Origin of the sequence: Superficieibacter sp. (assembly GCF_032071645.1) — a bacterium.
Taxonomy (GTDB): domain Bacteria; phylum Pseudomonadota; class Gammaproteobacteria; order Enterobacterales; family Enterobacteriaceae; genus Superficieibacter.
Window position 1 is genome coordinate 504570 of record NZ_DAMAPU010000001.1, and the last position, 23712, is coordinate 528281.

The window sequence follows — 23712 nt, forward strand, 5'->3', positions numbered from 1 at the left end:
CGTGGCGTGGTGCCGGGAGGGAAGAGGGCCGCTGGGCATCGGTGTTGCCGATGTTATGGCTGAATACTGGGAGTGGCAAAAACGAGTATTCCGCTATCCCACCAGCGAGCACTGTCCGTGGCGGAAACCCTGCTGTACCACATTTGCATCGAACTGCGCCACCGCAGCACCGAAGGCCAGCTCAGCTGCCAGGAGCTGGAACGGGAAGCTGCCAACATCCTGCATACGTGGGAAAAACGGGTTGCTGGCGGCAAGCCTGTCCCGCCCGTTCGCCGTGCGCTGGCAGCACCGACACAGGCAGAAATTCTGAAAGCTATTGACCAGCTTGAACGTGCTGCTACAGCCTCCCGACGTTTGAGGTATGAAAACCCCGAGCTATGGTCTAAACTTTACCTTCTTGACTACGATATGCTTTACTTTCTCTTTGAAGAGCCACTAGCTAATTTTATTGAACTTAGTGAAACTCTTCGTAAAAATCCCTCAAAAAGCGAGGAGGTTTTGCGTGCAATTGAGAATCTTTAGGCTGATCAGAAAAGTGCTTTCTGAGATATCCGGCGCGTTAGTCATTAGCGGCGTAGTGATTGGCATTTTTATCGCAATATTTGCGAATGAGGGGGCAATGCGCATCATCGCACCAATCCTGGTCTTTGTCGTGGGTGTGGGGCTTTACTGGTTAGCCTGGATTATCTCAGCAAAAGAAGATCGTAATTAGCTTTCAAACCCTTCAATCATTCAAGCAGTTATGTAAGCTATAAAATGATAAATACCTTATAGTTATGGCTTACATAGCTTTTTAGCATTTTCATTTTTGGCATACTGTACCATACGTATGGTAACCATTCAGCTGAGGTGTTGAAATCCCCACGATTAACGATTAACGATTAACGATTAACGATTAACGATTAACGATTAACGATGTATCGTTTACTTCAGATAAGGTTTTATCACCCGCTCGGGGCAGGGATGGCTCTATTTAGAATGATATCTGGCGGGTTTGTTACTCGCTGCTACCAAACTAACATTGATTCATCGTATCAGGAAAAAGACGTGGGCTTCCTCGTCGCTTCCATGCCTCAGTTCATTAAACACAGCACCGAGTATTATTCACCGGTAACACCACCAGTTTATATATTTTTCGACTGGGCTTTTAAAGCCTGGGGGTCAAAATTAACACTTTTGCCCATTCAGGATTATCAGTCTGGCTCTGACGTCGGAACTTCATTCGAATTCAGAGACTGCTTTTACATTAACGCTTCCATTTACGACACAGGATAGACAACGACCTGATTGAGGTCAGTCCTGAATGTGTTGAGGGTAAAGTGCTGAAAGAAGGGGAGGAACTGGATCCGCTGAAAGCCTACAGCCTGGACACAGTTGCGATGCTGGCAAAAATGACGCTGGCGATGCAGGCGCAGCAGGAGATGATCACTGACCTGCAAAAAACAGTTAACGATTTGAAAGCTAAACTGGTTTCTCAGTAATTTCCACACCTCCCCACCCACTGTTTTTAAGATAACTTAGTAACGCGCTGCGAATTAATAGCCGCCGCCATAGTGATCTACTTTTGTTTAAAAATTACTGTATATATGCACAGCAATAAGAAGAGGAGAATAATAATGCCTCGCAGATATGAGATTGACAGCGCGTTCAGAGTTGCCGTTATGAAAAAACCAAAAGGATTTTATGGTTGCGCTCTGACGATTTTATCCGCGAATTGCGGATAAGAAACTGGCATTTTACGCAAGCGGAAGCGAACAAATGGATAGAATGTTACCAGCTTGATTTCGTTGATAAGACGCCTGACTTTAGCGAAAACAGGTTCTGGATCCTGCGTAATATGGGGAGGGTTCATTGATACAGGAAAACGGGACTCAAAGGCGGGTATGATTAGAAGGGGATGATTAGAATTAGTAGGTTGAAGACGTAAGCGATATTAATTTAAGCTATCCTCATACGATGATTTACTTAGGGATTTTGTTATGTCATTGACCAGACAACTTAAATGGTGCTGGGCTGTCACGCTTATCGTTACGCTACTGGGTGGGTGTGTTCCTTATCCCAGGGAAAGGCCTGGCTATATCGATCTTTGCGAAAGCGAACATACATTCAGCGTTGATAGCCCTGGTGGGAAGCAAGAAATCTTTCTTGAAACCTATCTCTACGATCATGCGATCCCGGGTAGATATATGCCTGAAAAGCGTGGACACTTTACTATTCCCCATGTTCAAGGACCCGAAGCGGAACCAGAGTTCTATGTTCAATTAATTGCCTATAACAAAGGTCGCCAGCGACTTTCGCACCCAGGAAGCAAGGGGCTGCCACCTCTTCCTGTCATACTTGATACTCGCCAGGCTTATATCGATCTGGGTGATGGGAAACACCGTAGCGCCCGGCCAGAAGTTTTTCTTGGAACCCGATCATTCCCTTATGATTTTCCAGAGGATAATATGGAGTTTGCCAGACCTTCACCTTATGACATCAATAGTGATGAGGTGCACCGCAATGTACCCAGAATTACTAATAATGACGACTATGGTTCAGCGTATGTTGTTTTTAAAATTTATAACAAATATGCGAACACCCATTGGTCAATACATCTCGGCGAGCTGGAAGTTGCAGGACAGAAAGTCACTGTACCCCCGCTTAAACTTTGCTATCAACCGACATTAAAGTGGATCGGTATTGAACCGCTAATGCGCCCATAAACAATAATAATGTACGTGTAGTAGTCTGCTCCCGGTTGATTTACATAGGTTATAGATGAGCGTACGTTTCTGGCATATCGCAGACAAGCTGTTTTTACCATCACACCTGAGTAGCCTGCGACAGGCTGAAGCCTATTGTTTGCTCGCTGAACAAGCAGGGCGAGGAACGCTGTATTTTTCCGGACAGGGCACCAAACAGGCTGGTATATAAAGCGAGAGGTGCCTCCTCTTAGACTAACCGTGTAAATGTTTGTTCTGAGATGCCCTGGGGCATAAATGGGGCAAACCGGACTGAAAAACCCACCCGGGACATGAAATAGGGCAGTTAAAATGTTGGTTGGTGTGGCTTAATGAAGATAATGTAACGATTTAAGTGTTTGTTTTTATTAGAGTTAATATAAAATCAATAACTTGATATCATTATCGCTGCTTGTTTAAGTTGTACTGTTCTTTCTTACTTACGTCCTGATTCTGACTCATCTAATCGCTACTCAATGATTGAAGGCGCAGCCGGTAACCAGCCCGGCTATCTATGGCGTGTATGGTACGGATTACGGCGACGAATGCCAGCGGCTTGAAAGGATAAATTATCAGGAACCAGAATAAAGGGGCGGGGATTAACCGCGCATCGCCGGATAACGGGTCGCGCTAAGGGTTTCCTGGTATCCCTGCCGGAAGTAATGCAGATTTTCATCGGAGCCGAATTCGGTAAAAAACTCCATCATAATGACTTTATCCAGCTGATACTGGCGCGTTAACACCCCGGCCTGCCACGCGGCGAGATCGCGTTCGCCGCTTTGCTCCTGCAACTGATGGCAGTAGCCGATGATATAACCGCGCTTGTAATCACTCTGCTGAAGGCTGAAATCGGCGATTTTACGCGGATGCTGACCCTTCAGGCCATCAACGATCCCCGTACCAAACTGATTGCTCATGGACACCTCAAATCTCGCTATATAAACCATTATATAACGATGAGCTGGAATGTCTCTACCCCAAAATAAGTAAAAAGCCCGCAGGATCGCTGCGGGCCTGAAAGCATTAACGTACTACCAGTACCGAACACTCGGCGTGACGCACCACGGCGGCAGCATTGGAGCCAAGCAGCCAGGTGGACATATCGGGGCGGTGGGAGGCGAGAATAATCAGATCGGCAGAAAGCGTTTTCGCCAGATCGAGGATCTTATCTTTTGGCGAGCCTTCCGCAATATGCGTCTGCTTGCGATCTTCAGGAAGGTTAAAGCGGGTCACTATCTCGTGGAGTTTACTGAGTGCTTCCTGCTGAAGTTCATCCAGCGAAGGCACCTGGGTTGACTGGGCCATCCCCAGCGAAGCGTAATAAGGGAAAGTGGGCACCACGGTCAGGAAATGAACGCTGGCATCGTCCTGACTCGCCTGTAATTCGACGTGAGAAATAACGCGTTGCGCTAAATCTGATTCAGAGACATCTATGGGGACAAGAATTGTTCTGCTCATAATCCTCTCCTCTTGTGTACCTGCTTAAAGTTTAGTCAAAGGCCAGACTAAAGGCACAATAAAGGAGGGTAAAGTTATGTCTGTATTAACGCCCGTTGAGTTTTCGCTCTGGATATTTGCCTTTGATCACCCCATCGAAAAACCGGCCCTTAGAGACTACGCTGAGAAAATCACGAAAAATACGTGCCGGAACGCCGCGATATTGAAATGTTCCACTATCGCGAAAACAGATTTCCAGAGTGGCCGTTTTATCATCATAAGCAATGGAAGCAATTCTGGATGATTTAACGGGATGATGTTCCATGACGCGCATCCTCTACAACTTATCAATTATGAGGATATCATCTATCACGCCGGGGCATTCACGCAACTAATAATAAAACAGAAGGAGGAAATAGCCCGCCGTTGCCAGCGGGCCAGCGGGATTAGAACTGGTAAACCATACCCAGCGCTACGATGTCATCGGTCGCGATGTCATTGTTCGCGTAGAAGCTGTCGTCTTCGTCCAGCAGGTTGATTTTGTAATCAGCGTAGGTGGAGAAGTTTTTGTTGAAGTAGTAGGTTGCGCCCACTTCTGCGTATTTCACCAGGTCTTTGCTGCTGTCCGCGTTGCCATCAAGATCGCGGCCTTTGGACATCAGGAAGGACAGAGACGGACGCAGACCGAAGTCAAACTGATACTGCGCCGTCATTTCGAAGTTCTGGGTTTCGTTCGCCACGCCAGCATCGCCGTATGGCGTCATGTTGCGGGTTTCGGAATACATCGCTGCCAGGTACAGGTTGTTGGCATCGTATTTCGTACCCAGGGTCCACGCATCCGCGTTCTCGCCGCCTGCCACTTTACCGCCAGCGTCTACCTGATCGTTGGTACGGTCAGAAGAGCTGTAAGCCGCACCCAGGCTGAAGCCCATACCGGAATCCCAGGTGGTGGAAATGCCGACACCGTCACCGTTTTCGTTACGCAGGTCGCGGCCGTTATTGGTGCCTTCCTGGTTATTGTTGCCGGATTCGTTGTTACCCTGGTATTGCAGCGCCAGGTTCAGACCGTCTACCAGACCGAAGAAATCGGTATTACGCAGGGTTGCCACGCCGTTTGCGCGACCGGTCATGAAGTTGTCAGTGGTGGTGTAAGAATCACCGCCAAATTCTGGCAGCATATCGGTCCAGCCTTCAACGTCGTACAGCACGCCATAGTTACGGCCATAATCGAAGGAGCCATAGTTGCCGAATTTAATACCGGCAAAGGCCAGACGGGTCCAGGCATTAGAGCCCTGGGCTTCAGTGGTATTTGCCTGAACGTTATATTCCCACTGGCCGTAACCGGTCAGCTGGTCGGAAATCTGAGTTTCGCCTTTAAAACCAAAACGCACATAGGTTTGATCGCCATCGGCATTCTGGTTGTCAGAAAAATAATGCAGACCGTCTACTTTACCGTAAACATCTACTTTATTGCCGTCTTTATTATAAATTTCTGCGGCATTTGCTGCGCCTGCGATTAAGAGCGCAGGGATCATGAGGGCCAGTACTTTTCTTTTCATTAAAATAATCCTTTAGATGTTTTTATGCACTTGCTTCCGGTGAAGGAAGTGAACACATGCTAAAGGAGACTATTATGAGATGGTAAATATCAATTGTTACCCGATAAGTAAAATCTTAAACATATAATTCAATGGTTACAGTGATAAGTCTGGTGAATGAATTGTATTAAAGCATACAAAATAAAAATTATACAGGGCGAATTCCGTGCCGTATGATTACGCCGTTATATGCCTTTATTGTCACATTTTTATTTATCCAGGTTACTTGCTTGTCAGGTACAAGGTTTATTTATGACAAGCCCGAATATGAATTCGGGCTTTTTTTTTATCTTCTGATTAACCGGCGCGTTACTCGGCGGGTGCTTTCCCGGCGAGTTGCGCCAGGAAGTCATAACGCTTCTGCAAATCGGCAGCGGCGTCTTTCCACAGCTGTTCCGCCACCTCCGGCTGCTGCGCATTCAGACGGCGGAAGCGCTGCTCGTTAAGAAGCGTTTCTGCTAGCGCATCTGACGGCGGACGCGAATCCAGCGCCAGCGGCACCTTACCTTCATCAGCGCGACGCGGATCGAAGCGGTACAGCGGCCAGAAACCGGTCGTGGTGAGCTGGCGCATCTGATCGTGGCTGAGCGCCAGATCGTAGCCGTGCTCTTCACACGGGCTGTAGGCGATAATCAGCGACGGACCCGGATAGGCCTCCGCTTCCTGAATCGCTTTCACCGTCTGGTTCAACTGCGCCCCCAGCGAAATCTGCGCGACGTAAACATGCCCGTACATCATCATGCTGACGCCGAGATCTTTACGCGCCTTACGCTTACCGTGCTCGCCAAATTTAGTAACCGCGCCGAGCGGGGTGGCTTTCGAGGCCTGACCGCCGGTGTTGGAATAGCACTGGGTATCAAGCACCAGGATGTTGACGTTTTCAGTCAGGCTAAGGACATGATCCAGCCCGCCAAAACCGATGTCATACGCCCAGCCATCGCCGCCAATCAGCCAGATCGATTTCTCGACCAGCGCGTCGGCGTCGGTCAGCAGCTGTTCGGTTCCTTCCACGCCCTGAAGATGCTGGCGCAACGCTGCCACCTGTTCGCGGCGCACGTCCGGCGTGGCGTCGGCGTGCAGCGCTGCATTCAGTTCTTCCGGGATCTTATCCGCGACGCTGTCCAGCAGACGCATCACGCGCTGGCGATGCTGATCAACCGACAGACGGAAGCCCAGGCCAAATTCGGCGTTATCTTCAAACAGCGAGTTCGCCCATGCCGGACCGCGCCCGTTGGCATCGGTGGTGTACGGCGTGGACGGCAGGTTCCCGCCATAAATGGAGGAACAGCCGGTGGCGTTGGCGATCATCATTCGGTCGCCATAAAGCTGGGTCAGCAGCTTAATGTACGGCGTTTCACCACAGCCGGAGCAGGCACCGGAATATTCAAACAGCGGGGTGATCAGCTGTGAGGTGCGAATATCAATACGTTCCAGCTTGCTGCGATCGATTTCCGGCAGGCTGAGGAAGAAGTCATAATTCACTTTCTCTTCTTCAACATGCTCAAGGCGTGACATCATATTGATGGCCTTGATTTCCGGGTTCTGGCGATCTTTGGCCGGACAGACTTCCACGCACAGGTTACAGCCGGTGCAGTCTTCCGGGGCGACCTGCAGCACATATTTCTGACCGCGCATATCGCGCGATTTCACATCCAGCGATTGCAGAGCGTCCGGGGAATCCGCCATCGCTTCAGGCGACACCACTTTCGCGCGGATCGCCGAGTGCGGGCAGGCAGCCACGCAGTGGTTACACTGGGTACAAATTTCCGGCTTCCAGATGGGGATCTCTTCCGCAATATTGCGCTTTTCCCACTGGGTGGTGCCGACCGGCCAGGTGCCGTCCGGCGGCAGGGCGGACACTGGCAGCGCATCGCCAAGACCCGCTAACATCGCGGCGGTGACGGTTTTCACGAAGTCCGGTGCGGCGTCCGAAACCACCGGGGGACGGCTGGCGCTGTTAACATCGACCGCTTCCAGCGCCACTTCCGCCAGCGATTCACGCGACATTGCCAGCGCCTGCCAGTTACGCTCCACCAGCTCCTGGCCTTTACTGCTGTAGCTTTTGGCGATGGCTCCCTGCAAAGCGGTGAGCGCAGTGTCGCCCGGTAAAATATTCGTGAGGTGGAAGAAGGCCATCTGCATCACGGTATTAATGCGCGCGCCCAGCCCACATTCGCGGGCGATTTTCGCCGCGTTCACCACGTAAAAACGGGCTTTTTTCTGATTCAGCACCGCCTGAACTTCCTGCGGCAGGCGTGACCAGACCTCATCCGCCGGGTACGGGGTATTCAGCAGGAAAATACCGCCGGGCTTCAGCCGCTCCGCCATCTGATATTTATCGATAAACTGCAACTGGTGGCAGCCGACAAAATCCGCGTGGGAGATCAAATACGCCGAGCGAATAGGGTGCTCGCTGACGCGCAGATGCGATACCGTCAGGCCGCCCGCTTTTTTCGAGTCGTAGACGAAATAGCCCTGCGCATACCACGGCGTGGCATTACCGATAATCTTGATGTTGTTTTTGGTGGCCGAGACGCTGCCGTCGCTGCCCAGACCGTAAAACAGCGCTTCCAGTTTCGCTTCCGCAGGCAGGGAGTTTTCCGGCAACGGCAGTGAAAGGTTGGTCACGTCATCGTAAATTCCGACCGTAAAGCGTGGCTTCGGTTTAGCGGCGTTAAGTTCGTTGAACACCGCCAGCACGCACTCCGGGCCAAACTCTTTCGACGAAAGACCGTAGCGCCCGCCGATGACGCGCGGCAGCGTTTCGCGATCGCCGCGATTAAACGCTTCGGCCAGCGCGGTCATCACGTCCAGATACAGCGGCTCTGCGTGGGCGCCCGGCTCTTTGGTGCGATCCAGCACGGCGACGGAACGTGCGCTTTCCGGCAGCACGCTCAGCAGATGTTCAGCCGAGAAGGGGCGATACAGGCGCACTTTCAGCACGCCGACTTTCTCACCGCGCGTCAGCAGGTCATCAACCACCTCTTCACAGGTGCCGATCGCCGATCCCATCAGCACAATGACCCGTTCTGCCTGCGGATGGCCGTAATATTCAAACGGCTGATACTCGCGGCCGGTGGCTCCGGCGAAGGCTTGCATCGCTTCGTCAACGTGCTGGTAGACGGCGTTGTACCACGGGTTAGTGGCTTCACGGGACTGGAAGTACGTATCCGGGTTGGCCGAGGTGCCACGGATCACCGGATGCTCAGGATTCAGCGCGCGTGCGCGATGCGCGTCAATTTCCGCCTGCGGCAGCAGGCTGCGGATGGTATCGTCGGACAGCGGCACGATTTTATTAATTTCGTGCGAGGTGCGGAAACCATCAAAGAAGTGAATGAATGGCACGCGGGATTTCAGCGTGGCGATATGCGAGATCAGCGCAAAATCCTGCGCTTCCTGCACGTTTGCTGCGCACAGCATGGCGCAGCCGGTCTGACGCACGGCCATCACATCGGAGTGATCGCCAAAAATGGAAAGCGCGTGCGTGGCGACGGTGCGTGCCGCGACGTGCAGGACAAACGGCGTAAGTTGTCCCGCCAGCTTATACAGCGTCGGGATCATCAGCAGCAGGCCCTGCGAAGAGGTAAAGGAGGTGGACAGCGCGCCGGTCTGTAGCGCTCCGTGAACGGCACCAATGGCCCCCGCCTCGGACTGCATTTCAACCACGCGCGGCACATCGCCCCACACGTTTTTTAACCCATTTCCCGCCCAGGCATCGGCCTGTTCAGCCATTGTTGAACTGGGGGTAATTGGGTAAATGGCGATAACTTCACTGGTTCGGAACGCCACAGAGGCGGCCGCGCCATTACCGTCAATAGTGATCATAGGACCTCTTACATTGCTCAGAATAAGAGCCCGGGGATTTGCCATGCTGTTCAAGCCAGTGATGTCAGATGCGCCAGACTCTAAAAATTCAAAAAGGACGGTGAATCCTGAAAATATCTTCACATTATAGGACTTTCCTGTATCCCATAGAAGTTATGCCGTTATCAGGTGCACAAAATGATACAGCGCAGGAGAAATCATTTTGCCGCGATTAAATTGCCAGAAAATGTTTCCGCGCCCGCAAATGCGCATTTCGTCTCTCGACGAATAGCGTCAGGGTGCATATTATGCTCTGGCTGCGCCCGCGAATAAGCGAGGTGGCGACCTGTTTTGGCCTAACTAAAGGGGAGAGAAAATGCGAGCAGCTTTTTTTATCGGATGTGCCGCGCTGGTGTTATCGGCGTGCAGCAGCAATGAGCCTGTCCAGCAGGCGACGGCAGCGCACGTAGCGCCAGGTCTTCAGGCGGCGATGTCCAGCTCAGGTCAGGCCAACTGTGCAATGATCGGCGGATCGATGTCCGTCGCCCGTCAGCTGGATGGAACGAGTTCCGGCATGTGCGCGTTGCCCAACGGCAAACGTTGCAGCGAGCAGTCCCTTGCCAGCGGCACCTGCGGAAATTATTAACTCGCTCCGTTGACGCGTTTAAATACCAGCGTTTGATCCGCCGTTGCCAGCGTCAGCTGATCGCCGGTCAGGTCCACCTGCGCGCCGCTGTTAAGCATGGCGGTCAGGGTATGATCCAGAGAATTCAGTTGCGGATCGCTGCACATCATCCGCGTCATCGCCATATCTTTAACCGTGAGTTCACCTGCGGACATCTTGCCTGCGCCCGTAAAGCGGTTGCACATACTGCCTGATACCTGGACGCGCTCCAGCACGTCCGCTTTTTCACCAAAATTCAGCTCCAGCGGTTTATCACTTTTCGTGACGGGTTCGCCGTTGGCAGTCTCCAGCACAAAACGCTGCTGCTGCAATTTCTCGGCGGTGACCGAAGTGTCTTTATCGGTCACGCAGCCCGCCAGCAATAGCGCGCACATCAGCGCAAGCGTTTTCTTCATTTTCAGTTTCCTGCAATTATGACTTAATAAGAAAGGATTTTAGGGATATTACACAGGCAGTCATCGGGGATATTCTGAAAGTGCTCCCCACGCGGGGGAGCCTTTTATCACACGAGGGCATTCGGGCAGGATTCATTCTGTTCAAGCTGACGTAAATTTTGCAGCGTGGTTTCCGAAATACTGATTAACGCCTCTGCGGTCAGAAATGCCTGATGGCCGGTAAACAGCACGTTATGGCAGGCAGAAAGACGGCGGAATACGTCATCCTGGATCACGTCATTCGATTTATCTTCAAAGAACAGATCGCGTTCATTTTCATAAACGTCCATTCCCAGCGCGCCAATTTTTTGCGTCTTGAGTGCTTCAATTGCCGCCTGGGAGTCAATCAGCCCGCCACGGCTGGTATTGATGATCATGACCCCGTTTTTCATCCGCTCAAAAGCGCTGTGATCCAGCAGATGATAGTTTTCCGGCGTCATCGGACAGTGCAGGGAAATCACATCCGAGCGGGAGAGCAGGGTATTTAAATCCACGTACTCCACGCCCAGCTCCAGCGCCCCGGCGTTGGGATAAGGATCGACCGCCAGCAGCTTCATGCCAAACCCTTTCAGAATGCGCAGCGCCGCAAGGCCGATTTTCCCGGTGCCAATCACCCCGGCAGTTTTGCCGTGCATGGTAAAACCGGTTAGCCCCTCTAATGAGAAATTCGCGTCGCGGGTACGCTGGTAAGCGCGATGGATGCGGCGGTTGAGGGTCATCATCATCCCGATGGCGTGCTCCGCCACTGCTTCAGGCGAATAGGCAGGAACGCGGACGACGCGCAGACCCAACTCTTTCGCCGCGTCCAGATCGACGTTATTAAATCCGGCACAGCGCAGGGCAATAAACTTAACGCCGTGCTTTTTTAACTCCTCAAGCACCGGACGGCTGGCGTCATCGTTAACGAAAATGCACACGCCTTCACAGCCATTAGCCGTTTTCGCGGTTTTTTCCGTCAGCAGGAAGTCGAAGAATTCCAGTTCAAAGCCATAAGCGTCGTTAACCTGTTGCAGATACTTTTTATCGTACTGTTTGGTACTGTAAACGGCGAGTTTCATAAGACTTTCTCCAGTGATTTTCTGTGATCACAGTAGCATTTTTAAAATAAACAGACAATTTATAAAAAATAATTGAAGAGGCAGGGATAAATAAAGTGTAGGTCCAAAAAGGCAGGCAGGACGCCGCCGCTAGCGTCCGGTCGGTAACTGAAGTTTTTGCAATGTCGTATTGTTTTCGAGCCACTCAAGGAACTCTGCGGGCGGAATGGGACGGGAGAAATAGTAGCCCTGCGCTTCATCACAGCCAAAGTTCTTCAACATTAGCGCGGTATCCCGATCTTCCACCCCTTCCGCCAGCACAATGTAATCCAGCTCTTTTAACATCACAATGACGTTGCGGGCGATGATCCGGCTACCTGCATCGGTCATAATCTGGCTAATCAGCGAGCGATCGAGCTTGATAATATCGACCGGAATGCGGCGTAAATAATTAATATTGCTGTTACCCGCACCGAAATCATCCAGCAGGATGATAAATCCTACCGACTTCAGAATATCCAGCTCGTTCAGGGCGGCGGGGCTTTCCAGCATTTTTTCCGTTTCAAGACACTCAATGCGGATATCCGCTGGCGTCAGACCCGCGCTGACAATCTGCCGGGTGAGGTTTAAGGAAAAACCGGCGCTGGAGAAATCGCTTACCGTGACGTTAATGGATATCGGAATGGTTACGCCAGCGGCGCGCCATGCCTGAAGCTGGGCGATCGCCTGATGGATCACCCATTGGGTAATTTCTCCCATCAGGCTGGTGCGTTCAGCGATCGCCACGATGGTTGATGGAGGAATATTGCCAAGCGTTGGATGCTCCCAGCGTAGCAACGCTTCTGCGCCCTCGGTTTTCCCGCTGCGCAAGGAAATCTTGGGTTGATAGACCAGATAAAGCTGATCTTCCGTTTTCAGCGCCTCGCCCAAATCATAGAGCAGGCGGAAATCGTAATTGCGTTTGTCATCCATCACCGGATCGAAAGCGAGAATGGCCGCATTCTGGCGAATGGCTTCGTGCAGAGCGCTGACGGTTTTGCGCATCACGTCCTGAGCGTTCACCACGCGAGGGTCGAAGGTAAAATATCCGGCATGCATACTCAATGAAATCTCAATATCGCCGGTAATTTTGGCCTGAGTCGCCGGGAAACCCGCCGCTTTCTCAATCAGTGGTTGCGCCAGTTCTTCTTTGACCAGCAGGGCATAGCGTCCGGTCGCAAAAGCGTAAAGCGGAACGGCCACGGGCAGATCGAGACGAATGCGCACCAGCGGGCCGAAGTTTTGCAGCATCTTCTCGACGGCCGCCAGACCCAGATAACGCGATAATTCATAGGCCCGGTAAATATCAATACACTCAAAGATAATGAGCGTCCAGGCCTGCGCCTGTGGCATAAAGGAAAGGCTACCGAGCTCTTCCACCAGGCTTTGCCGGTTGGGAAGCGAGGTCAGCGGATCGATGCGCCCAACCGAATACCAGGATTCAAGCCAGGCGCTGGCGAGGTGGGTCAGTTGTAAAAACTGTTCAATGTGTTTGGGCGAAGGGGTATGAGCGCGGGGATCGCAGACGCACAGCGTTCCCAGCACGAAGTTATCACGGGTTTGCAACGGGGCCGCTGCATAGAAAACGACCAGACCCTTTTGCACCAGCGGATGATTCACAAAACGCGGATCGTTACGCGTGTCCGGGCAAATGATTGGCTGGCAGGTACTCACCGCATGTTTGCACATGGTTTTTTCGACCGGCAGCTTTTCCGGCACGGAATCAAGATTGTGGGCGTATTTAATGTACTGGTATTTATCGTCAAAAATGGTGACGAAACAGCCGGAAACGCCCATCAGATCGCTGGCAAGCCTGGCGAATTCCCCCAGCGTACGATCCCGTGGCGCGTCATCCTTGCGGAGCAGTTCTAAAGCAGCCAGTTTACTGATGTCATTTTCATTCAACCCTGAGAACATGCTCACGCTCCTGCAGGTAAGATAAGACTATCTTTGCCAGCCACAATGAGAAACCTTAACAAGATAATGACATAAAGATGATGTATAAACAGCGAGCTTGTCACTATGTCTTATCAAAATAAACAATATTTGTCTCCTTGTCGGGCAGCATCCGGGAAAAATGGGCGTCGCGGATTATACTGAAGTCTGCACGGCGACTTTCTGCCTGCGGCTTCATCTCAGGTAATAAACATGCCACAATGATCGGCGTATGCCGCTAAAAACTCGAATAATCAGGATATTAACCGCCCATGAAGGGTAGATACAAAGCCGCACTCGCACTGCTTTTATTGCTGATCCTCCTGCCGCTGACGCTGCTGCTTACGCTCGGGTGGTGGGTGCCTAAGCTCGCGGGTATCTGGCTTCCGGCGGGCACGCGCGTGGCGCTGGAAGAGGGACTGAGCCTGAACCGTCACGCGCTGCACATTCCCGATTTACGTTATCTGGTGGGTGACTGTGAACTGGCCCATTTGAAAGGCGGTGAACTTTCGCATCCCAGCCGCTGGCAACTGAACGTGGCGGAACTGGATATCGATTCCGTCTGCCTGAGTAAACTCCCGCAAAGTGAAGCCTCTTCCGCCGCGCCGCGCACCCTGGCGGAATGGCAATCGCTGCTGCCTTATAGCTGGATTAACATCGATCGCCTGACTTTTTCCCCCTGGCAAAAATGGCAGGGAAAACTTTCCCTCGGCGTCACTCCGGCGCGTCAGACCCTTACCTATCAGGGCGACGAGGTGACGTTTGCCGCCGAACTGCGCGGTCAGGCGCTGGTGGTTAAAACGTTTGAACTGCATTTGCTGGCGGATCAACCACCGCTGGCGCTAAGCGGAGAATTTGTCCTGCCGCTGGTGCCGGGCGGGCTGCCGGTTAACGGTCACGCCAGCGCCTCATTGCAGGTGCCGCAGATCGCCGCGCCGGTGGATCTCGAACTGGAATGGCGCGACCGCGAAGGGCAGTTGATCGTCATGGCCCGCGATACCCCGGACCCGCTGCTGGACCTGCCCTGGCAGATGACGCCGGATCAATTCACTATCAGCGATGGTCGCTGGTTCTGGCCGTATCAGGCATTTCCGCTGAGCGGACGTCTGGGCGTGAAGGTCGAAAACTGGCGGCAGGGTCTGGCAAACGCGCTGATTTCCGGTCGCATGAACGTGCTGACCTCCGGTAAAGCGGGGAAAGGCAATGCGGTGCTTAACTTTGGTCCGGGGAAACTCGATCCCGAAAACAGCGATATGCCGCTGCAACTGACCGGCGAGGCGAAGCACGACGATCTGATTTTTTACGCCGTTTTGCCCGCCCATCTGTCGGGGCGGCTGGACGATCCCCGGCTGGCCTTTCAGCCTGGCGCGCTACTGCGTTCACGCGGGCGGGTGATCAACTCGCTGAACCTCGATGAAATTCGCTGGCCGCTGGCGGGCGTTAAAGTGGCCCGCGACGGCATTGAAGGGCGTCTACAGGCTATTTTGCGCGCCCACGAACCGACAACCGGCGACCTGGTGCTGCATCTTGACGGCAAGGCTCAGGCATTTCTGCCGGACAAAGGACGCTGGCAGTGGCGTTACTGGGGCGATGGCTCGTTTACGCCGATGCAGGCTCGCTGGGACGTTGCCGGAACCGGCGAATGGCACGATCGACGCATTGTCCTGAATACGCTCTCCACCGGGTTTAATCAACTGCGCTATGGCAGTATGCAGATGAGCCAGCCCCGTCTGACCCTCGATAAACCGATTATCTGGCTCCGGGACCCACAGCAGCCGCAATTTAGCGGGGCGCTGTCGCTGGATGCGCAAGCCACTACTTTCAGCGGCGGCAGCGTGCTCCCGCCTTCGACCCTCAAATTTAGCGTGCAGGGCAGTGACCCGACGCTGTTTCAGTTCAAAGGCGATCTGCACGCGCAGGCCATTGGGCCGGTGCGGGTCAACGGTCGCTGGGACGGCGAGCGGTTACGCGGTCAGGCGTGGTGGCCGCAGCAGCCGCTCAACGTTTTCCAGCCGCTGATCCCGGCGGACTGGAAGCTGGATCTGCGCGAAGGCGAACTGTACGCACAAATCGCTTTCTCTGCCGCCGCCGGGCAGGGCTTTAGCGCGGGCGGGCATGGGGTAGTGAAAAACGGCAGTGCGTGGATGCCCGACAACAAAATCAACGGCGTCGATTTTATCCTGCCATTCCGCTATTCCGATGAGAGCTGGCAGCTTGGCACCCGGGGGCCGGTTTCATTACGCATTGCAGAAATCGTCAACCAGGTGACGGCGAAAAATGTGACCGCAGATTTACAGGGACGCTGGCCGTGGAGTGAAAAATCGCCGCTGGTATTAAGCGATGTCAGCGTTGATATCCTTGGCGGCAAAGTGACCATGCAGCAGTTGCGGATGCCGCAGCACGATCCGGCCCTGCTGCGGGTGCAGAATATCTCGTCAAGCGAGCTTATCAGCGCTGTGAATCCTAAACAGTTCACTCTGTCCGGCCCGGTCAGCGGGGCATTACCGCTGTGGCTGGAGAATGAAAAGTGGATCATTCACGACGGCTGGCTCACCAATCCCGGCCCGCTCACTTTGCGCATCGACAAAGACACGGCGGATGCCGTAGTCAAAGATAACATTGCTGCAGGCGCGGCTATCAACTGGCTACGCTATATGGAAATCTCCCGTTCATGGACCAAAATCAACGTCGATAATCTGGGCGTACTCGATATGCAGGCGGCTATCACCGGGATCAGCCGGGTCGACGGTAAAAGTAACACCGTCAATCTAAACTATACCCATCAGGAGAATATTTTTACCCTGTGGCGCAGCCTGCGCTTTGGCGATAATTTACAAACATGGCTGGAGCAAAACACGACGCTGCCTGCGCAAGGCTGCCAACAAAGCAAGGAATGTGAGGAATAATGATGAAAAACGCAATCGCGCTGCTCCCGCTACTGGCGACCACCTTGCTTGCAGGCTGCACGCCCCGAATCGAGGTGGCTGCGCCGAAAGAGCCGATTACCATCAATATGAACGTCAAAATCGAGCATGAGATCCACATCAAAGTCGATAAGGACGTGGAAAGCCTGCTGAAATCGCGCAGCGATCTGTTCTGAGGTGATGATGAAACCGACATTAAAACGGCTGCTTCTGGCGCTGGCGTTAATCAGCAACAGCGCGCTGGCGCTCACGCTGAACGAAGCCCGGACGCAGGGGCGGGTGGGTGAAACCTTTAACGGCTATATCGCTCCGCTACAGCAGGACCCGCAGACCCTGGCGCTGGTGAAACAAATTAATCAGGCCCGCAGCGAAAGCTATCAACAACTGGCGGATCGCAATAACCTGCCGGTGGATGAAGTGGCGAAACTGGCGGGGCAGAAACTGGTGCAGCGGGCGCAGCCGGGAGAATACGTTCAGGGAATTAACGGTAAATGGCTGCGTAAATAACCCCGGATAACGCGGCCGTCGGGTAATCCCGGTGGCTGAGCGTCAGCTAATGTAGAGCTTTCGCCCGACCCCGAATTATGACGGGCATAACCACTTCGGCGAAAAACGATAGTACTGTAAAGAAAACGCTTTTAAGATCGGTGTCTGAGGCCGTATGTTGGCATTATCCGCGTTCAGGAAGGGAATTTATGATCACGCTATACCAGATAAAACCTCGGTTTCAGGGGCTGCTACGCCCATTGCTGCGTCGTCTGCACCGCGCAGGGGTCAGTGCTAATCAGATCACGCTCGCGGCGCTGGCGCTTTCTGTTATCGCAGGCGGCGTGCTGATGGTGCTGAAAACGCCGTTGGCCTTCGCGATCCTGCCGGGAGTGCTGTTTATTCGTATGGCGCTGAACGCGCTGGACGGCATGATGGCGCGGGAATACCACCAGCAAACGCGGCTGGGGGCGATCCTCAACGAACTGGGCGACGTGCTTTCCGATGTGGCGCTGTATCTGCCGTTTCTGTTTCTGCCGGGCAGCCATCCGGCGCTGGTGCTGACCTTCCTGTTTTTCACGGTGCTCAGCGAATTTTGCGGCGTGCTGGCGCAATCCATCAACGGCGTGCGTAGCTACGCCGGGCCGCTGGGGAAAAGCGACCGGGCGCTGGCGTTTGGCGCGTGGGGACTGGCGATTGCCATCTGGCCGCAACTCCTTGCCTGGAATAATCTCGTCTGGGGCGCGGCAATGCTGCTGCTGGTCTGGACTCTCATCAACCGCTGCCGTAGCGTGCTCCGGGAGCAGGCATCATGACCCGACTCCATCTGTCCCTGGCGGTGGTTTTCTCACTGCTGATCGTCGCAACGCTTATCAATCTGCTGCTGATCTGGCTGAAGCCGCAAAAAGACTGGCGCGAACTCACTCTGCGCATCCGCACCTGGTGGGCGATCATCATTTTGTTCTCGCTGGCGCTGGTCAGCCCGCGCTGGCTGGCGATCACTTTCTTCGCGCTGGTCAGTTTTATCGCCCTGAAAGAGTATCTGACTCTGGTTTCCTCTCGCGCCACCGACCGGATGCCGCTGCTGTGGATGTTCCTCGCGATCCCGATTAACTACTGGCTGGTCGGCATTGGCTGGTACGGCATGTTTATCGTTTTTATTCCGGTGTATGCCTTCCTGTTTTTACCCGCCCGCATGGTGCTGACCGGCAATACCCAGGGCTTTCTGCGCAGCGCCTCCCAGCTCCACTGGGGATTAATGACCACCGTTTTTGCCTTCGGTCACGTCGCCTGTTTACTGGTGCTGCCGGGTAACGACGCCCATACCGGCGCATTGCTGGTGCTGTTCCTGGTAGGGCTGACCGAATTCAACGATATCGCCCAGTATTTATGGGGCAAATCGCTGGGGCGCATTAAGGTGACGCCTTCGGTGAGCCCGAACAAAACGCTGGCCGGGCTGATCGGCGGCATTGCCAGCACCGCGCTGGCAGCGTTGTTTCTCGGCCCGCTGCTGACGCCAATGAGCTGGGGTATGGCGCTGATTGCTGGCGCGATCATCGGTATCACCGGCTTTTGTGGCGACGTGGTGATGTCAGCGGTGAAACGCGATCTCGGCGTCAAAGATAGCGGCACGCTGTTGCCCGGACACGGCGGCATTCTCGACCGGCTGGATTCCCTGATTTTTACCGCGCCGGTCTTCTTCCATTTTATCCGTTACTTTTATTACTAAGCCTATGGCCAAAAAAACGCTCCGCTTCCTGTTCACTCTGTGTATTGTCTGGCCGGTGATTTGGCTATGGCTTGGTCTGCGGGTAAAGCATCGTGAGCGCCTGCCGCAAAGCGGTCCGGCCATCATCGTCGCCAATCACAATAGCCACATGGATGTCTTCGCGCTGCTGTCACTTTTTTCGCTGCGTCTCCAGCAGCGGGTGCATCCGGTGGCGGCAGCAGACTATTTTCTGCGTAATAAATGGCTGGCGTGGTTCACGCTGCATATTCTGAATATTATTCCGGTCGTGCGTAACGGCGGGGAGGCCGATCCGCTGGCGGGCTGCGAAAAGGCGCTGCGGGATAATAAAATCCTGATCCTGTTCCCGGAAGGCACGCGCGGCGAGCCGGGTAAACTGGCGGCGCTGAAGCCCGGCATCTGGCATCTGGTTCAGCGAATGCCGGAAGTGCCGGTTATTCCGGTCTGGCTGTCAGGAACGGAAAGGGTAATGGCGAAGGGCAACCGCATCCCGCTGCCACTCTTTATTGATGCAAACGTCGGCGAAAAGGTCAGCTGGATTGCCGACAAACACGCTTACACGGAAAGTCTGTTGCAGCACTTTCTCCATCTGCAATCCCATCTGGAAGGGCAACATAATCATGAACACACTCCGCACGCCTGAAGAAAAAAGTTTTCTGACCAGCGATAACCACGCGCTGTTTTACCGTCACTGGCCCGCGTTAAATGAAACCGTGCCGCGCCGGGTTATCGTCCTTTTTCACCGTGGGCACGAGCACTCCGGGCGCTTACAGCACATCGTCGATGAGCTGGCGATGCCGGATACCGCTTTTTATGCCTGGGACGCGCGCGGGCATGGCAAAACGGAGGGGCCGCGTGGCTACAGCCCGTCGCTGGCCCGCTCGGTGCAGGACGTCGATGAGTTTGTCCGCTTCGCTGCCGCCGATAGCCAGCTGGCGCTGGAAGATGTTGTGGTCGTGGCGCAAAGCGTGGGCGCAGTGCTGGTCGCCGCCTGGGTTCATGACTATGCTCCCGTTTTACGCGGTCTGGTGCTGGCGTCCCCGGCCTTCAAAGTCAAACTTTACGTGCCGTTTGCCCGTGCCGGGCTGGGGCTGATGCAAAAAATTCGCGGCCTGTTTTACGTTAACTCTTACGTGAAGGGCAAATATCTGACCCACGATCCGGCGCGGGTGGAGAGCTTTAATCACGATCCGCTGATTGCCCGCGCCATTGCGGTCAATATTTTGCTCGATCTGTATAAAACCTCCGAACGGCTGGTCAGCGACGCGGCCGCCATCGTCGTCCCGACCCAGCTACTGATTTCCGGCGAAGATTTCGTGGTGCATCGCCAGCCGCAAATCGATTTCTACCAGCGCCTGCGCAGCCCGCTGAAAGAGGTGCATATTTTGCCGGGGTTTTATCACGACACGCTGGGTGAAAAAGATCGCCATCTGGCGTTTGCCAAAATGCGCGACTTTATTGATGCCCTGTACGCCGCACCGCCGCAGCGTTTTGACTATCGCGATGAGGACCGTCACAGCCCCGGCGCCGATGCCTGGCGCATCCTGCACGGCGGTCCTGAGCCTTACTCCATTGACGATTTCTCTTACCGGGCACTGCGCTACGGCATGAAAGCGCTCGGCACCCAGTCAGCCGGGGTGCGCCTCGGTTTTGACACCGGTTTCGATTCCGGCAGCACGCTGGATTACGTCTATCGCAACCAGCCGCAGGGCAGCAGCGCGCTGGGGCGGCTGATTGACAAAAATTACCTGAACAGCATCGGCTGGCAGGGGATCCGTCAGCGCAAGCTGCATCTGGATACGCTGATCAAAAAGGCGGTCGGTCGTCTGGTCGCGGAAGGAAAACCGGTGCGGGTGGTGGATATTGCCGCCGGACACGGGCGCTACGTGCTGGACGCGCTTCAGGGCAATCCGGCGGTAAACGAAATTCTGCTGCGCGATTACAGCGAGCTGAACGTGAGCAAAGGCCAGCAGATGATTAGCGAACGCGGGATGGCAGAGGTGGCGCGATTTGAGCGCGGCGACGCTTTTAACCGCGACGAGCTGGCGGCGCTCGATCCCGCGCCGACGCTGGGCATTGTATCCGGCCTATATGAATTGTTCCCGGAAAACGCGCTGGTCCGGGCATCGCTGGCGGGGCTGGCAGAGGCGATCCCTGCGGGCGGCCTGCTGATTTATACCGGGCAGCCCTGGCATCCCCAACTTAAAACGATCGCCTGGTCTTTAACCAGTCATAAAGACGGCAAGCCGTGGGTGATGCGCGTGCGCAGCCAGGGAGAAATGGACGCGCTGGTTTACGAGGCCGGGTTTGATAAATGCGCGCAGCTGATCGACCAGTGGGGCATCTTCACCGTGTCGCTGGCGGTGCGGCGTTGATGATTGCCCGCGACCGTAAAATTCTGCTTCAGGGAGTGGGCTGGCTGGCGCTGCTGGGACCGTTTTTCTTCCTCACTTACGGGCAGGTTAACGTTTTCACCGCCAGCCGCAGCGACGTGGGCAGCATGGTGTTTAGCTGGGAGCATTACATCCCGTTCATTCCGCTGAGCATTATCCCTTACTGGAGCCTGGATCTGCTCTACGGACTGTCGCTGTTTTGCTGCGCCACGCTCGGTGAACAGCGGCGGTTGGCTTGCAGACTGCTGCTGGCGTCGCTGCTCGCCTGCCTCGGATTTCTGCTCTACCCGCTGCGTTTCACCTTTACCCGGCCGCAGGTTGACGGCGCGGCAGGCTGGCTGTTCAGTCAGCTTGAACAGTTCGATCTGCCGTACAATCAGTCGCCGTCGCTGCATATCATTTTATGCTGGATTATCTGGTGGCATTTTCATAAACGGCTTTCCGGCGGCGGGCAAAAACTGTGCGACGGCTGGTTTTTACTGATTGCGCTGTCGGTCGTGACCACCTGGCAGCATCACGTCATTGATATTCTCAGCGGGCTGGCGGTAGGGATGCTGATAAGCTGGATTGTTCCCGATCAGGGCACATGGCGCTGGCGACGTGCGGATAGCGGGCGAAAAACGCTGGCGCTGCGCTATTTCGTCGGCGCGTTGGTGTGCCTGATCACCCCCTGGCTGTGGTGGCCCGCGCTGTCGTTGCTGATCGTGGCGCTGGGCTATGCCGGGCTGGGTGTGGCGGCGATGCAAAAAAATGCCAGCGGGCGCATCACGCCTGCCGCGTACTGGTTGCTGCTTCCATGGCGGCTGGGAACGCAGCTTTCCGCCCGCTGGTTTACCCGTCATTTAGCGCCCGTCACCCTGGTCGTTGACGGCGTGTATCTCGGCTGTTATCCGCGCGCCGCCACCGATCAGCACGCGGTGCTCGATCTCACCTGTGAATTTCCCCGCCCGGCATCAAGCGTCCGCCAGTATTATGCCTGTGTACCCATGCTGGATTTGGTGGTGCCGGAAAGCGCCCAACTGGCGCAGGCGGTAGAGCTACTGGAACAGCTACGCACCGGGCACGGCTCGGTGCTGGTCCACTGTTCGCTGGGGCTTTCCCGCAGCGCGCTGGTGGTCGCGGCCTGGCTGCTGCACTACGGTCATGTGCAAACCGTTGATGAGGCGGTCGTCCTGCTTCGGGCGCGTCGGCAGCAGGTGGTGTTAAAACCGTTTCATCTGGAGACCTTGCAGCAATGGCAGAAAATCGTGACAACGTAACGCGAAGAGCAATTATGATCCGTTCGCTCTCCAGCTGGCGCTTCTTTCTGCCGCTCGGCAGCCTGCCGCTGGTGTGGGCGCTGGTGTTTGCTTCCCGCAGCGGGCTGCCTGTTTTGCTGGTGCTGAACGTCGGTTACATCGCATATGGTTGCTGGCGGCTGTGGCTGGATGCGGGCTATTTTCGCCTGCTCAGTGAGGAAAATTCTCCGGCCGCAGGCGAAGCGCTGGCGTTTATCTGGCAGCGCGAGCGCCTGAAAACGCTGACCTTACAGGAAAGAGAACAGGGCGCGCGGCGTCAGCTCCACCGGACGCTACTGGCAACGGTGCTGGCGTGGGGGATCTGGATAATCGGCCTGATGAGTTTTTGATTTATCGGGGACGGGAACGTGAAAACCCTCCCGCCAGAGGCGGCGGAAGGGAGAGATCTCAGGCAGCAACCAGGCTGTCAATCGCTGCTTTTGCTTCGGTCTGCGCTTTTTCAGCCACTTCCGGGCCGTAAGCGATACCTTCCGCGAAGACAAAGTTCACGTCGGTAATACCGATAAAGCCGAGGAACAGCGTCAGGTACGGGGCAACCAGATCGGTTGGGGTATCTTTGTGAATACCGCCACGGCTGGAGAGGATCACCGCACGTTTACCGGTCACCAGACCTTCCGGCCCTTTTTCGGTATAGCGGAACGTCACGCCTGCCCGCGCCACCAGGTCAAAGTAGTTCTTCAACTGGGTCGGGATATTAAAGTTGTACATCGGGGCGTTGATAACAACCACGTCATGCGCCTGCAATTCAGCAATCAGCTCATCGGAAAGCGCCAGCGCTTCCTGCTGACGTGGCGTCAGCGGCGCATCGCTCGGACGCAGCGCGCCAACCAGTTCACCATCCAGAACCGGAACAGGGTTTGCCGCCAGATCGCGAACGGTCACTTCATCACCCGGATGTTTCGCGATCCATTGCTCGACAAAATAGTCAGAGAGCTGACCAGACTGCGAATACCCTGCCAGAATGCTCGATTTGAGAACCAATACTTTGCTCATGGGTGTTTCCTTTTATGTGTTTGAAGGGGATAGATAGCCCGCTACTTGTTGACACTCTATTCACAATTCCGCTGCAGTGATAGCGCAATATATCGAATTCTATGTTCGATTTTTTTGAATAAGGCGGGTAAACCGGCAATGTGGTACTCTATAGCCATCATAAAAGTAAATTATTTTTT

23 protein-coding genes and 1 pseudogene are annotated in these 23712 nt (G+C 54.4%); 15 read left to right on the plus strand and 9 right to left on the minus strand.

Features of this window, described 5'->3' with window-relative positions; translation table 11 throughout:
* Position 1: 1 nt before the first annotated feature.
* The 5 genes and pseudogenes from RT197_RS21970 to RT197_RS02640 form a co-directional block, all read left to right on the plus strand.
* Positions 2-115 (plus strand): annotated as a pseudogene (locus RT197_RS21970) (phage replication protein); the annotation flags it as partial.
* Entirely contained in the window at positions 73-522 is a 450-nt protein-coding gene (locus RT197_RS21975) for a hypothetical protein (RefSeq protein WP_409529667.1), read from the plus strand. The pseudogene RT197_RS21970 and the gene RT197_RS21975, both read left to right, overlap by 43 nt.
* Positions 503-712, plus strand: a complete 210-nt coding sequence (locus RT197_RS02630) for a hypothetical protein (RefSeq protein ID WP_312946969.1) — start codon at positions 503-505, stop codon at positions 710-712. Before RT197_RS21975 ends, RT197_RS02630 begins: the two co-directional genes overlap by 20 nt.
* 607 nt (positions 713-1319) lie before the next feature.
* Positions 1320-1481 (plus strand): hypothetical protein, encoded by a 162-nt coding sequence (locus RT197_RS02635; protein WP_312946971.1) that lies wholly within the window; start codon positions 1320-1322, stop codon positions 1479-1481.
* A 498-nt stretch (positions 1482-1979) separates the two neighbouring features.
* Positions 1980-2705: a hypothetical protein gene (locus RT197_RS02640; protein ID WP_312946973.1), complete on the plus strand. Its 726-nt coding sequence runs from the start codon at positions 1980-1982 to the stop codon at positions 2703-2705.
* A 617-nt stretch (positions 2706-3322) separates the two neighbouring features.
* On the opposite strand, the gene RT197_RS02645 is transcribed toward RT197_RS02640, so the two are convergent.
* The 5 genes from RT197_RS02645 to nifJ all read right to left on the minus strand — a co-directional run bounded on the left by RT197_RS02645 (position 3323) and on the right by nifJ (position 9583).
* Positions 3323-3640 (minus strand): DUF2623 family protein, encoded by a 318-nt coding sequence (locus RT197_RS02645; RefSeq protein ID WP_312946974.1) that lies wholly within the window; start codon positions 3638-3640, stop codon positions 3323-3325.
* Between the two features lie 106 nt (positions 3641-3746).
* Positions 3747-4181: a universal stress protein UspF gene (gene uspF / locus RT197_RS02650; protein ID WP_312946976.1), complete on the minus strand. Its 435-nt coding sequence runs from the start codon at positions 4179-4181 to the stop codon at positions 3747-3749.
* 85 nt (positions 4182-4266) lie between these two features.
* Entirely contained in the window at positions 4267-4485 is a 219-nt protein-coding gene (locus tag RT197_RS02655; protein WP_312946977.1) for a KTSC domain-containing protein, read from the minus strand.
* A gap of 121 nt (positions 4486-4606) precedes the next feature.
* Positions 4607-5719 (minus strand): porin OmpC, encoded by a 1113-nt coding sequence (ompC, locus tag RT197_RS02660; protein ID WP_312946978.1) that lies wholly within the window; start codon positions 5717-5719, stop codon positions 4607-4609.
* Between the two features lie 348 nt (positions 5720-6067).
* Positions 6068-9583: a pyruvate:ferredoxin (flavodoxin) oxidoreductase gene (gene nifJ / locus RT197_RS02665; protein WP_312946980.1), complete on the minus strand. Its 3516-nt coding sequence runs from the start codon at positions 9581-9583 to the stop codon at positions 6068-6070.
* A 355-nt stretch (positions 9584-9938) separates the two neighbouring features.
* Between nifJ and RT197_RS02670 the strand changes: the two genes are divergently transcribed.
* Entirely contained in the window at positions 9939-10208 is a 270-nt protein-coding gene (locus RT197_RS02670) for a DUF333 domain-containing protein (protein WP_312946981.1), read from the plus strand.
* Here the strand turns inward: RT197_RS02670 and hslJ are convergent.
* The 3 genes from hslJ to RT197_RS02685 form a co-directional block, all read right to left on the minus strand.
* Complete coding sequence (gene hslJ / locus RT197_RS02675) at positions 10205-10642, minus strand: heat shock protein HslJ (RefSeq protein ID WP_312946983.1); 438 nt, start codon at positions 10640-10642, stop codon at positions 10205-10207. The genes RT197_RS02670 and hslJ overlap by 4 nt on opposite strands.
* Before the next feature lie 107 nt (positions 10643-10749).
* Positions 10750-11739, minus strand: a complete 990-nt coding sequence (locus RT197_RS02680; protein WP_312946984.1) for a 2-hydroxyacid dehydrogenase — start codon at positions 11737-11739, stop codon at positions 10750-10752.
* A gap of 129 nt (positions 11740-11868) precedes the next feature.
* The gene (locus RT197_RS02685; RefSeq protein ID WP_312946986.1) at positions 11869-13674 is read right to left on the minus strand and encodes an EAL domain-containing protein; all 1806 of its coding nucleotides are present in this window, start codon (positions 13672-13674) and stop codon (positions 11869-11871) included.
* Positions 13675-13964: 290 nt separating this feature from the next.
* On the opposite strand from RT197_RS02685, the gene RT197_RS02690 reads away from it, so the two are divergent.
* The 9 genes from RT197_RS02690 (at position 13965) to RT197_RS02730 (ending at position 22869) form a co-directional block, all read left to right on the plus strand.
* On the plus strand, positions 13965-16598 hold the full coding sequence (locus RT197_RS02690) for a YdbH family protein (RefSeq protein WP_312946987.1): 2634 nt from the start codon (positions 13965-13967) through the stop codon (positions 16596-16598).
* Between the two features lie 2 nt (positions 16599-16600).
* Positions 16601-16792, plus strand: a complete 192-nt coding sequence (locus RT197_RS02695) for a YnbE family lipoprotein (RefSeq protein ID WP_312947565.1) — start codon at positions 16601-16603, stop codon at positions 16790-16792.
* Positions 16793-16799: 7 nt separating this feature from the next.
* Positions 16800-17123, plus strand: a complete 324-nt coding sequence (locus RT197_RS02700) for a YdbL family protein (RefSeq protein WP_312946988.1) — start codon at positions 16800-16802, stop codon at positions 17121-17123.
* A gap of 191 nt (positions 17124-17314) precedes the next feature.
* Complete coding sequence (locus RT197_RS02705; RefSeq protein WP_312947566.1) at positions 17315-17917, plus strand: CDP-alcohol phosphatidyltransferase family protein; 603 nt, start codon at positions 17315-17317, stop codon at positions 17915-17917.
* Positions 17914-18831, plus strand: a complete 918-nt coding sequence (locus RT197_RS02710) for a phosphatidate cytidylyltransferase (protein ID WP_312946989.1) — start codon at positions 17914-17916, stop codon at positions 18829-18831. The genes RT197_RS02705 and RT197_RS02710 overlap by 4 nt, the downstream gene beginning before the upstream one ends.
* Positions 18832-18835: 4 nt before the next feature.
* Positions 18836-19492: a lysophospholipid acyltransferase family protein gene (locus tag RT197_RS02715; protein WP_312946991.1), complete on the plus strand. Its 657-nt coding sequence runs from the start codon at positions 18836-18838 to the stop codon at positions 19490-19492.
* Entirely contained in the window at positions 19470-21224 is a 1755-nt protein-coding gene (locus RT197_RS02720; protein WP_312946993.1) for a bifunctional alpha/beta hydrolase/class I SAM-dependent methyltransferase, read from the plus strand. Before RT197_RS02715 ends, RT197_RS02720 begins: the two co-directional genes overlap by 23 nt.
* Positions 21224-22501 carry a phosphatase PAP2/dual specificity phosphatase family protein gene (locus RT197_RS02725; protein WP_312947567.1) on the plus strand — a complete coding sequence of 426 codons (1278 nt, stop codon included), beginning with the start codon at positions 21224-21226 and terminating at the stop codon, positions 22499-22501. Before RT197_RS02720 ends, RT197_RS02725 begins: the two co-directional genes overlap by 1 nt.
* A complete protein-coding gene (locus RT197_RS02730) occupies positions 22477-22869 on the plus strand; it encodes a hypothetical protein (protein WP_312946994.1) in 393 nt (130 codons plus the stop codon). The genes RT197_RS02725 and RT197_RS02730 overlap by 25 nt, the downstream gene beginning before the upstream one ends.
* A 58-nt stretch (positions 22870-22927) precedes the next feature.
* Here RT197_RS02730 and azoR read toward each other — a convergent pair whose 3' ends face one another.
* A complete protein-coding gene (gene azoR, locus RT197_RS02735; RefSeq protein WP_312946996.1) occupies positions 22928-23533 on the minus strand; it encodes an FMN-dependent NADH-azoreductase in 606 nt (201 codons plus the stop codon).
* Between the last annotated feature and the right edge of the window lie 179 nt (positions 23534-23712).

Bases quoted from the DNA above. Each gene is read 5' to 3' on its own strand.
- RT197_RS02640 (WP_312946973.1), top strand. From the start codon at position 1,980: ATGTCATTGACCAGACAACTTAAATGGTGCTGGGCTGTCACGCTTATC.
- RT197_RS02645 (WP_312946974.1), bottom strand. From the start codon at position 3,640: ATGAGCAATCAGTTTGGTACGGGGATCGTTGATGGCCTGAAGGGTCAG.
- uspF (WP_312946976.1), bottom strand. From the start codon at position 4,181: ATGAGCAGAACAATTCTTGTCCCCATAGATGTCTCTGAATCAGATTTA.
- RT197_RS02655 (WP_312946977.1), bottom strand. From the start codon at position 4,485: ATGGAACATCATCCCGTTAAATCATCCAGAATTGCTTCCATTGCTTAT.
- ompC (WP_312946978.1), bottom strand. From the start codon at position 5,719: ATGAAAAGAAAAGTACTGGCCCTCATGATCCCTGCGCTCTTAATCGCA.
- nifJ (WP_312946980.1), bottom strand. From the start codon at position 9,583: ATGATCACTATTGACGGTAATGGCGCGGCCGCCTCTGTGGCGTTCCGA.
- RT197_RS02670 (WP_312946981.1), top strand. From the start codon at position 9,939: ATGCGAGCAGCTTTTTTTATCGGATGTGCCGCGCTGGTGTTATCGGCG.
- hslJ (WP_312946983.1), bottom strand. From the start codon at position 10,642: ATGAAGAAAACGCTTGCGCTGATGTGCGCGCTATTGCTGGCGGGCTGC.
- RT197_RS02680 (WP_312946984.1), bottom strand. From the start codon at position 11,739: ATGAAACTCGCCGTTTACAGTACCAAACAGTACGATAAAAAGTATCTG.
- RT197_RS02685 (WP_312946986.1), bottom strand. From the start codon at position 13,674: ATGTTCTCAGGGTTGAATGAAAATGACATCAGTAAACTGGCTGCTTTA.
- RT197_RS02690 (WP_312946987.1), top strand. From the start codon at position 13,965: ATGAAGGGTAGATACAAAGCCGCACTCGCACTGCTTTTATTGCTGATC.
- RT197_RS02695 (WP_312947565.1), top strand. From the start codon at position 16,601: ATGAAAAACGCAATCGCGCTGCTCCCGCTACTGGCGACCACCTTGCTT.
- RT197_RS02700 (WP_312946988.1), top strand. From the start codon at position 16,800: ATGAAACCGACATTAAAACGGCTGCTTCTGGCGCTGGCGTTAATCAGC.
- RT197_RS02710 (WP_312946989.1), top strand. From the start codon at position 17,914: ATGACCCGACTCCATCTGTCCCTGGCGGTGGTTTTCTCACTGCTGATC.
- RT197_RS02715 (WP_312946991.1), top strand. From the start codon at position 18,836: ATGGCCAAAAAAACGCTCCGCTTCCTGTTCACTCTGTGTATTGTCTGG.
- RT197_RS02720 (WP_312946993.1), top strand. From the start codon at position 19,470: ATGAACACACTCCGCACGCCTGAAGAAAAAAGTTTTCTGACCAGCGAT.
- RT197_RS02725 (WP_312947567.1), top strand. From the start codon at position 21,224: ATGATTGCCCGCGACCGTAAAATTCTGCTTCAGGGAGTGGGCTGGCTG.
- RT197_RS02730 (WP_312946994.1), top strand. From the start codon at position 22,477: ATGGCAGAAAATCGTGACAACGTAACGCGAAGAGCAATTATGATCCGT.
- azoR (WP_312946996.1), bottom strand. From the start codon at position 23,533: ATGAGCAAAGTATTGGTTCTCAAATCGAGCATTCTGGCAGGGTATTCG.